The sequence below is a fragment of the Paracoccus sp. R12_2 genome (assembly GCF_017744015.1).
Classification (GTDB): Bacteria; Pseudomonadota; Alphaproteobacteria; order Rhodobacterales; family Rhodobacteraceae; genus Paracoccus.
Genome location: NZ_JAGHRA010000014.1, coordinates 100388 through 110124, shown reverse-complemented (window position 1 = coordinate 110124; position 9737 = coordinate 100388). Strand labels below are relative to the sequence as shown.

Sequence of the window (9737 nt, the reverse complement as noted above, 5' to 3'; positions counted from 1 at the left end):
CCGTGTGGCAGCGCGATCTTTCGGTCGGCCACAACAAGGTCGGCGACATGCTCGCGGCCACCGGGGACGGGGCGGGGGCGCTGGCCGCCTATCGCGAAGGCATGGCGATCAGCAGCGCCCTCGCCGCGCGGGATCCGGGCAATTCCGTGTGGCAGCGCGATCTTATTGTATCACATGTGAAGCTCGCCGAGCGAGGCGGCAATGCAGTCGAGGAATATCGTGCAGCTCTAGCAATCGCGATGAAGCTGTCCGATGCTGATCGACTGCGACCCGTTGACCATTGGATGGTTTCGGAACTGGAACTGCGGTTACAGAATGCAAGGAACGAAAACGACAAGACTTAACGGAAAGCATCTGGCCGTGGGCACACAGCAATTCGTATTGACCAACGCCCAGGTACGCTGACATCCAAAGGAATATCGCTCGCCCTGCGCGGTCGGCGATTTCGGACACGCGAGATCATGGACGCCCGGCACGGGCGCTTGCAAGCCACGCCCCTTCGGCGCGGCGCCGTCCTTGACCCGTGTGGGAGACTCCAGAGACCGTGTGGGGTGGTGCGGCCTGGCCCCGGCCGAGGCTCGGCCGGGTTAACAGCCAGGCACGATTGTTGCGCCGGTTGGCCGTCGCTGCCGCGCCAGGGCGCGGCTCGGCGCGAAGCGCCGGGCCTGTCCGGTCTTCTGGCTTTCAGCCGGGGGCCGGACGGGGCAAAACTTGGCACCTCGCAAAAAAAGACCCCACGAAGATCGCGGGGCCAGTCAACCTTCGTCGCAGAAGGAAAGGGGTCAGCCTGCGCCCATGATCGCATGACCGCGCGGGTTCGCGCGCCGCAGGGTGAAGGGCAGGGCATCGAGGGCGATGCGCCCGGCCTCAAGGCTGTGCAGGAAATCCAGCAGATAGACCGGATCGCCGGGATAGGGTGCGCCGTCCCACGCCGCCCGGACCCTGCGCCGCTGCCGTGATGGCATGGCGTCGATCAGGCGGCGGGCACGCCGCCACTGATCGGCGCGGCGCTGGCGGCTGCGGGCCTCGTGCGCGGCCCAGGCATTCGCGCGGGCCTGCATCAGGTCGTCGGGGCTTTTCTGCCGGGCCGCGATCTCGGCGGCAAAGAGCGGCAGGGCCTCCCGGTCGGCTTTCTGTCTGCGGGCCAGCGCGGCTCGCTTGCGGGCGGTGTCGGTGAACGGGTGACGGGGCGATCTGAGGAAGCGCATCGGTCAGCCTGCCGTGGCGGATCGTGCGGCGACGGCCTCGATCCCGTCCCTGATGCGGCGCAGATCGGCGGCTTCCGCATGATCGCCGTGGGCCACAGCCCGCGCCAGATCAGACTCTATTTGGCGAAGATTGTCTTGGGCGGTTGCATATTCGCAGCCGATGGCATGGCCGACGCGGTAGCCCCCGCCGCAGGAGCATGAAAGACCGTGCCATGATTTCTCCCGTGCATAATCCATCTGTGCTGTCCTTTCTCAATCCGGGTTGCAGGGGCCGGGGCGCGCGATGATCACGCGCCCCGCTGGTATCAGGCCATGCCCTCGGGCAGCCATGCCGCGATGCGGGCCTCCTGCGCCTCGGTGATCCCAAGCGCCTTGCGCGTGTCGGCATCGCTGAACAGGGTTTCCAGCTTTGCCGCCTTCTCGCCCTTTTTCAGCTTGGCGAAGCTGGTGGCGGTGGGGTGATCGGTGGCGAGGTCCAGCAGATCGCGCCACAACCCGTTGAGGTAAGGGCCTCCGACGCGGGAAAAGAAGTTCGCTGCGGTGGGCGTCCAGACGTCACGGATCGCGGGCTTCGTCTCCTTGTCGATCAGCGCGGCCAGTTCGTCGGACCCGCCCCGGTAATGCGCGGCCAGCATCCGCACCAACTCGCCCCGAACATGCTCGGCCCCCTTGGCACGGAAGGCGCGGAAGGATTTGGCGAGGTCCTTGCCGTGCATGTCCCTCGGCGGGTTGGCGGTCAGCCGCTCGTCCAGCGCATATCCCTCGGCCTCGGTGGTCGGCCAGTTCGGCACGTCCTCGATTGAGATCCCGAACGGCTTGCGCCATGCAAGCCCGTGGCTCACCTGATAGGCCAGCAGGTCGATCAGCAATTCGGGATCGCGCAGCGCCGCGTTCTGCCGCGCGCCCTGCGCCACCCGGCCCAGATCGTCGCGCAGCGCGTTGCTGATGGGCGATTTTGGGGCGGCATCGGCGGTGCTGCCGTCGCGGCTCCGCGCGGCGTGTCCGGTCAGCACCTCCGCCGCAATCGCGGCCTCGCGGTCCTCGGCCCGGACATAGGCGGCCTGCACGGTCAGTTGCCCGCGACTGTCCACGAAGATGAACAGCCCGGCATGGTCGCGCTGCGCATCGGTGAAATCGCCTTGCGCGATGGCGTCCAGCGCATCGAGTTCCGCCTGTCCGTCCGCATCCAGCGCCTCGGCCTCGGCCAGTTCCGACAATGCGTCGAAACGCGCGGCCTGTTCCTCGGACAGTTCGCCCTCGATCCGGTAAATGCGGTCCAGCTTCGAGGTCACATCATAGCTGATCCACGACTCCGGGCTGGTCTCGACCCATTTCCAGCCGTGGCCGATGGCCTCGGCATCCATCGCCAGCTTGTCGGCAAAGAGCCGGTCCAGCAGCGCGCCATCGCCCAGAAACACCTCGTTGGCGAACAGATCGCGGGTGATGGGGCCGCCTGCGCCTTCATAGGCGGCAAGCCCGACATAGACGGCGCGGCGGTCGGTGTCGCGGATCGCTTCGGGTTGCAGAAGCTGTTTCAGGCGGTGGGCCGACACGTCCTGCCCGCGCACGCGGTCCAGAATATCGAGCGCAAGGGCCTCGTCCTGGGCCACGGTGAAGCATTTCGCGGCCTCAAGGGTGATCTCGCCCGCTTTCAGCGCATCGAGGATCGGGGCGGGCAGGGCGGCCAGCGCAAGGCGGCGGTAAACATGGGATTCGGTCACGGCGAAGACGCGGGCGATGGTCGGCACATCGCTGCCGGTGTCGGCCATCCGGCCATAGGCGCGGATTTCATCGGCGGGGTGCAAATCCTCGCGGGCCGCGTTCTCGACGCTGGCCCATGCCCGCGCGGTGGCCGCGTCGGGGGCCAGACGGACGGGGATTTCGGCCAGTTCCGGGCGGCGGTCCAGCAGATCGGCGTGTTTCTCGGTGGCGCGGATCAGGGCGCGCAGGCGGCGACCGCCCGCGACGATCCCGACCTTTCCGGCCTCGTCGGCAAACCCCGCGAGGTTCTGCAACAGGCCCACGGCCACGATGCTGTCGGCCAGCAGGTCGATGCGGTCGGGATCAACGTCCTGCCGTGGGTTCATGTCCGAGAGATAGAGCGCGTCCAGCGGGAAATACTGGATCGGGGCGGTGGTGATGGCACCTTGTTTCATGGGTCATATCCTTGTTTGCGACTATGGATTCGTGTTATCGGTGCCCCACCCGTGATCGGGTGAGGCGTGAGGGTCAGATGACCCCGTGCTGGTTCAGGAAGCGGCGGCCGATTCCAAACTGATCGCCCTTCCTGACGAGCGCCCACGCTTCCGCGATGCGCTGTTCAAGCCATTGGTTCGTTGTTCTCACCTCCTTTCCGGTTGCCGTGGCAGTTGACCGGCCCGCCGGGAGCATGACGCGGGCCGGGTTCGGGGATCAGTAATCGGAGGGGAACATGATGGTCAGGATGCGCCGGGTGACGGCGGGGTTGGCCGGTGCGGGCGAGCCGTAAACCAGTTCCTCGTCATAGAGGTCGATCTTCCAGAACAGCTTGAGGCTCAGCACGGTGACGGTGCCGAAACCATGATCCCCGTAAGGGTCATTGTCGGGCGTGAAGCTGCTGTCCCCGGCCACAGCCATCAGCGCGGCGGTCACGAAGTCGCGGCCCATTGCGTTGACGGCAGAGGTCACGACAACCTGGCCGCGCAGATCGCTTGCGTTCCCCTTGGTCAGCCCCGCGCGAAAACGGTCGTTCTGTTCCGCGATTGTCACGGCCTCGGCGGTCGGGAAACCGTGATCGGGCGCGGCGGTCTGACATTGCGGGCAATGGCTCGGGCAGGTCAGGGCATTGATGATCTTGCCGCAGGTGGTGCAGCTGAAATCCACGGCAAAGCTATCTTCGGCCAGCATGGGCATCGTCCTTCTCTTGCGACGGGCGGTGCGGGCCTTGGTGCCTGCTTTCCGCCGATGGGCGAGACCTCTCTGCTTGTCGTCGAAAGGCCCCATGCCTTTCGGACGGCAAAGCGGGGAGGGCGCAGCCCTGCCCGCGGCCCTGGGGCTGACTGTCAAGGCTCGGGAAGGCGGGGTGGCGCGGCCCGCAGGCGCAGCCGAGGACACGGCCCGCCAGGACGACGACGCGCGTCCCGCGCGGCGCTTGGCCATTGACCGTCAGACGCAGGGATGCGTGGCGGACAAAGGGAAGGGAAACATCGTCGTGGTGGGGGTGAGCGCGGGCGCAGCCTGCGTCGATCCCCCGGCACGTCCTCAGCCCATCATGGGCCGCGCTTCAAGCGCGGGCCGCGTCTGTCCTACTGCCCATCGCTCCGTTTCGCCGAATGCCGATTGCCATCCGCCGCCTGCTATCCGCCATCAGCGGATCGCTGCGGGCGCCAAAACCCGTTCCGCGTTTCGCGTAAGTCGTTCTGGGTGGATCGCCTCCCGGCGCTTCGCTCGATCCATGCTGTCTCGCTCAGCGCCTTGCGCCTGCGTCAGCGGTCCCGCCCGCCAGGGCCGAGATCGTCGGGGCAGGGCGCGCAGGACCGGGGTTCGGGGGGATTACCGGGGGATGGCTCGGGACGAGACATTCAGCCGGGCACCGCAGCCGCGCGTATCGACCCGACCAGCTCGGGTGGAGGCCATGAGGCCGGAACCGGGGGCGCGGCCCGAAGGGCGACGCCCAAAGGCATTTGACAGCCTTGGGCGGTTCAACTGACACTGTGGACGTTGATGCAAGGTGTGGCGGAGGACTGCTCCGAGCCTAACGGACCATCATTGCCGTTGCGATAACGGAGGTTAGCTTCATCCGATGGTTGACCGAAAAATGAAGTGCCGGGCGTAGACGGCTGATGTCGCGGGCGATCACAACGCCATGTTCGGCCAACAGGCCTCGAATCTGGTTCACAAGCCGCGTCCGGTCCGAAATCAGCCTCTGCCGGATGCGGTGGACGGCCTGTATCTCCAGTTGTTCCGGTGATTTCTGTGGAACGAACCGCATCGAGGGACGTCCGACGGCTTCGCAAATCGCTTCAGCATCGTTGCGATCGTTCTTATTGGATTTGACATAGGGCGTGACGAACTGCGGTGAGATCAGACGGACCTCGTGCCCGAGTTCGGACAGCGGCCGCCGCGCTGCATCGTCGGTGGTCACGCGCTTGCGAAGCTCAGAATCAAGGCCCGCGATCTTCTCGGCCAGCCCGGCAATTTGGTCCAGCAAGAGGCGGGCGAGGTCGCGCACCGCGGCCGGCAAGATGCCATCGTCGCCGTCGATGGCTGCTGCCAGACGCCCGACATGAGCCGGGCCGGTGGGGGCCACGATGCCGCGCTCGGCCAGATGTGCCCGCAGCGCGTTGATCGTCTGTGTTCGCGGACGAACCAGAAGATCACGGGTCCGATAGGCCATCGCCGCCGCCTGCTGGGCTTCTCTCTTCACGGCAACGAATCTCATGGTCGGCCGCGAAGCTGCTTCTGCAATTGCCGCGGCATCCGCCATGTCATTCTTCTGGCGCTTCACGAACGGCTTCACATAGGCGGGTGCGATCAGCCGCACCTCGTGGCCGGGTCGCCGATCGCCCGGCCCCAGTCATGCGCGCTAGCGCAACCTTCCACCGCCACTACGCAAGGCGCCTGCGCCGCGACGAACTTCAATAGCTGAGCGCGAGACAGCTTGCGGCGGAAGATCACCGATCCGTCCGCTCCTGCGCCATGCGCCTGAAACTCGTTCTTGGCCAATTCCAGGCCGATGATGCTAACCTCTCCCATGGACGCTCCCCTCCGTAGCGGTGCTTCAACATCCGCCATCTTGGCACATCGATGCCGCCGGGGGCGTCCACCCCATCGCTTACTTTCAAACCAATATACTTTTATTATTTGGCTTATGCAGTTTATTTATTAAAATCCCGATGGTACTCGCATGCTTTGTGAAAATTATCCTCGCAGAAAACTGTAAAAAATTACAACAAAAAATATAGACAGCGTCGACTATCAGTGACAGCAAAGAATTAACCTGCAACGCCTTACTATTCCATGCCAGCTGTTGACAGTTAGGTGATGCGGCCTTAAGTACCTTGATATTAAATGCGAAAGATGTTTTTACGGAACTGAAGCAACGCGGAGAAGTCGAAATGAAGTTTAGATCCTACATCGCAATTGTAACCATCTTGGTCAATGCCGGTTGTGGAGCCATGACGGTGAAGACGGAAAAACCGGAGAGCAATTCACAAGGGCTTCCTCCAGAACTTATCTCTCTTGTTGCACCGATGCAGGATGTATCTACAGCAAGGCTTCTCCGGAGTGATAATTGTTTTTGGTACGAGCATCGTGGGCAAGTGGAAACAACCTTGCTTCCGCTCACCACCGCTGGAGGTCGCCCTATATGTATGCAATCTCAGTCTTAAACCTCATATATCGCATCGCTCGGGTCGTTATTGGTCAAAGAATTTTTAGCTCCATGATGTCACGCTCTCAGCGGTCGAGTATAAAAACGCGGTGGAACCAATTTCTACTTTTGGATAGAGGTCATTTATGTGCGCCATGACCATCCGGACGCAGCCCGAACTGGCGCTCGTGCCAATGCTTGTCGGGAATGGCGTTCCATGAATGCGGAGGTACGTATCCCTTTCGCCAACATAGAGGTAGAGAGCGCGAGATCCGAGCGCATTATCAGGGCCGGGCTCTACTCCCCCTTCAAACTGACCGTAAATTTCTGGCTCCCGGGCAATCATGTTCTGCGTAGGGGTCCAGTGTGGCCATTCGACTTTTCGCTTGATTTTATAAACGCCGGGCTCATAGAGATCCCCCCTTCCGATGGCCACACCGTAGCGCATTGCGGTTCCACCAGCTTCGATATGGTAAAGGTATCTCGCTACGGCATCAACATGGATATCACCCGGCACCAGACCGTCATTGGCCCGTATTCTTTGAGGTAGAAAGCGTGGGTGCAGCCCCCATGGATTGGACTTGAATGCATTATAGCCGGGAGGGGTCACCTGTGCGTCCCATGCAGCCTTCTGGCTCACTGTTGGCCATGATTCCGCACGCAGTGGGCTGGAAATTGACGCTGAAAAGAGTGCGGTAGCAGTCTGTATAAAATGTCGTCTTGTCAACATATTGGATGTTCCTGTACTCCGTTCAACATCGTCACAGCACTGCCTTTTCAAGATCACGGAAATCGGCACACGATTCACGGTGTTTTAGCGATGAGGTTAGGGTGCTTGCTGTGTTCTTAGCGGACACCGTTAGCTTTTCAGAAAAGCATAGCTCCTGATTTTTTAACCTGGTTTCAGCCAGTATGTATGTTTCTATGGATAGATCATTACTGGCACCCCAGGCTGCAGCATTGCGTATACGTCTTCTATTTCCTGATCTGTCAGCGCAAGACAGCCTGCGGTCCAATCCCGCTTCTTCGGCGCCAAGACTTTGCCCTCCTGTCCGCGGCCATGAAACATGATATCGCTGCCAGCACTTCGTCCGAATTGCGCTGCATAAGCCTTATCCAGTTCGTTTGGATAGGATATTCCCACCGACAGATGATAACGGCTCCGCGGGTTGAAACGGTCGACATAATATAGTCCCTCTGGAGTTTTTCCGTCGCCCTCGAATTGCTTTGGTCCAACGGGCTGATTTCCGAGACCAAAATCATATGATCTGAGGACCGTCTGCCCGTTCAGCAGGAACATCCTGCGGTCAGCCTTGTTGACCACGACTTGAGTGACGGGGGGACCTGAGTACCTCTTGAACTGAGGTGTGGCCCCTCGCGTCGGTTGCGGCGGTCCGAATTTTCCACATGCGGCGAGAAGTGCAAGCAAAGCCAGTGACGCCTGGCGCCGGGAGAAGTTTGACATTGATCTGTTTATGCTCGATTTTTTATGCTTCAGGATAGCGGGCAAACACTTCACTGGTACCATCCAGGCGAACAAGCAGGACATCGTAAGCGTTGCGCTCTTTCTCCGGACCCATCCCTGGGCTGCCGTATGGCATTCCTGGAACCGTCAAGCCGAGAGCTTCAGGCCGCTCCCTTAGCAGGCGCCGTATATCGCCGGCAGGAACATGTCCCTCCAGAAAATAATCATCAATGCTGCCGGTATGGCAGGATGTCAGTTCGACCGGCACACCCAGATCAATCTTGTGCTGCATCAGCAAGGTGCCGAACCGCTCTTCGCTGGTAACTTGAAAGCCTTGCTCCTTCAGGTATTTGGTCCACTGTTTGCAGCATTCACAGCCGCGGCCCTCCACGACATGGATGGCCGGAAGGCTTTCTGCACATGAAAGAGATGGCAGACCGCTGGCTGCGGCAGCCATCATCAGGGCGCGTCGTGTCAGCTTAATCATTTTATCCCCTTGAGCTGTAGGATGAAGTTGTCTGGGTGCCATCAGCTCTTCTTGCTCGTATTCGGACGGAGAAAGTAGCCGGTGGTAAGACGCGCAATTGTCAGCATGACGTGGTCGGCGGGGGTCGGCATAACTGTCCGTGCCGCCGGTGCTTTCCTGATAGGGTCTGTGGGCTTGCCGTCGATCCGAACTTCGTAATGAAGGTTCGGTCCACTGACGAGGCCGGTCGCGCCCACGTCACCTACCCTGGCCCCGGCGTTCAGCTCGACACCCGGAGCGATCCCATCTTCAAAACGGGAAAGATGCGCATAGCGGGTCAGGACGCCCGCGCCATGATCAACGTCGATTGTCCGACCATAGCCCCTTATGGTTCCAGCAAACAGGACCGTTCCTGCGCCTGTCACGCTGACCGGTGTCCCGGTCGGTGCCGCGTAGTCGACGCCCGTATGCATTCGTTGCGTGCCAAGCACAGGATGTCGGCGCTTACCGAAGACTGAAGACAGGCGTGCGCCTGCGACAGGTCGCGCCGACTGCTGGACCAAGGTTCCATTCCGAAACAGGATGAAGGGTTGCTCGACCGAGCCGGTGAGGACCTCGAAGATGTCTGCGTCCTTCTCTACCCGCGCATAGGCGATCTGAGGCTCGCCCACGATCGTCTCATCAGGCAGGACGTTCTCGCTCCAGATCAATGCTATTCGCTCGGTTCCTTCGAGATCTCGAAAGTCGATTTGGCCGGCAAGGAGCGCTGCGAGATCAACTGCGAAACTCTCAGGTGCATTGTGCGTGGCGAGCGCCTGGAAGAGAGAATCGTCAAGGACGAAGGTTTCGCGCCGGACCCGTCGCAGGATTTCGGTCTTGGTCAGGGATGCTTCGAGGGGTTTCGTGAAATCCAGAATGATGTCCGTTCCGTCTCTGGTCAGCAGTGACAGACGCTCTAGCTGGGAAGGATCATCGGAAGAAACGCTCCATCTGAGTAATTGGCCTGGGCTGAGGGCCGACAGGTCGAAAACATCGGAAATGGCAAGTGCTGCCTCGGTCCGGAGAGGCACACCGATGCCCGCATGCGCCAATATCGAATCCAATGTATCCCCCGGAACGACCTCGTGTCGCGACATAGGGGCGACTTCCTCGGTGAGGAGAGAAGGTTCGGCCGGGGTTTCGACGTAAACAGATGTCGTGACGGCAATGGCGCCGGCAGTCAGCAAGGCTTGAAAGATCATCAGGTCT

10 protein-coding genes and 2 pseudogenes are annotated in these 9737 nt (G+C 61.4%); 2 read left to right on the top strand and 10 right to left on the bottom strand.

Annotation, left to right across the window (positions count from 1 at the left end; translation table 11 throughout):
* On the top strand, positions 1-344 hold a 344-nt coding region (locus J7359_RS15600), incomplete at its 5' end, for a hypothetical protein (protein WP_209057979.1).
* 438 nt (positions 345-782) lie between these two features.
* Here J7359_RS15600 and J7359_RS15595 read toward each other — a convergent pair.
* From J7359_RS15595 to J7359_RS15585, 3 genes are all read right to left on the bottom strand, one after another.
* Positions 783-1208: a hypothetical protein gene (locus J7359_RS15595; protein ID WP_209057977.1), complete on the bottom strand. Its 426-nt coding sequence runs from the start codon at positions 1206-1208 to the stop codon at positions 783-785.
* 3 nt (positions 1209-1211) lie between these two features.
* Entirely contained in the window at positions 1212-1445 is a 234-nt protein-coding gene (locus J7359_RS15590; protein ID WP_209057975.1) for a hypothetical protein, read from the bottom strand.
* A gap of 68 nt (positions 1446-1513) precedes the next feature.
* Positions 1514-3364, bottom strand: a complete 1851-nt coding sequence (locus J7359_RS15585; RefSeq protein WP_209057974.1) for a ParB/RepB/Spo0J family partition protein — start codon at positions 3362-3364, stop codon at positions 1514-1516.
* Positions 3365-3449: 85 nt separating this feature from the next.
* Between J7359_RS15585 and J7359_RS20185 the strand changes: the two genes are divergently transcribed.
* Entirely contained in the window at positions 3450-3581 is a 132-nt protein-coding gene (locus J7359_RS20185) for a hypothetical protein (RefSeq protein WP_280637522.1), read from the top strand.
* A gap of 39 nt (positions 3582-3620) precedes the next feature.
* On the opposite strand, the gene J7359_RS15580 is transcribed toward J7359_RS20185, so the two are convergent.
* From J7359_RS15580 to J7359_RS15555, 7 genes and pseudogenes are all read right to left on the bottom strand, one after another.
* Positions 3621-4094 (bottom strand): DUF3768 domain-containing protein, encoded by a 474-nt coding sequence (locus J7359_RS15580; protein ID WP_209057973.1) that lies wholly within the window; start codon positions 4092-4094, stop codon positions 3621-3623.
* A gap of 940 nt (positions 4095-5034) precedes the next feature.
* A pseudogene (locus J7359_RS20020) lies at positions 5035-5295 on the bottom strand (transposase); the annotation flags it as partial.
* Positions 5296-5328: 33 nt separating this feature from the next.
* A pseudogene (locus J7359_RS15575) lies at positions 5329-5942 on the bottom strand (IS110 family transposase); the annotation flags it as partial.
* A 680-nt stretch (positions 5943-6622) separates the two neighbouring features.
* Positions 6623-7288 carry a L,D-transpeptidase gene (locus tag J7359_RS15570; protein WP_209057972.1) on the bottom strand — a complete coding sequence of 222 codons (666 nt, stop codon included), beginning with the start codon at positions 7286-7288 and terminating at the stop codon, positions 6623-6625.
* A 192-nt stretch (positions 7289-7480) separates the two neighbouring features.
* A complete protein-coding gene (locus tag J7359_RS15565; RefSeq protein ID WP_209057971.1) occupies positions 7481-8023 on the bottom strand; it encodes a L,D-transpeptidase family protein in 543 nt (180 codons plus the stop codon).
* Positions 8024-8045: 22 nt separating this feature from the next.
* Positions 8046-8483: a DUF411 domain-containing protein gene (locus tag J7359_RS15560; protein WP_247740456.1), complete on the bottom strand. Its 438-nt coding sequence runs from the start codon at positions 8481-8483 to the stop codon at positions 8046-8048.
* A gap of 68 nt (positions 8484-8551) precedes the next feature.
* Positions 8552-9730 carry a M23 family metallopeptidase gene (locus J7359_RS15555; RefSeq protein ID WP_209057968.1) on the bottom strand — a complete coding sequence of 393 codons (1179 nt, stop codon included), beginning with the start codon at positions 9728-9730 and terminating at the stop codon, positions 8552-8554.
* Positions 9731-9737 lie beyond the last annotated feature (7 nt).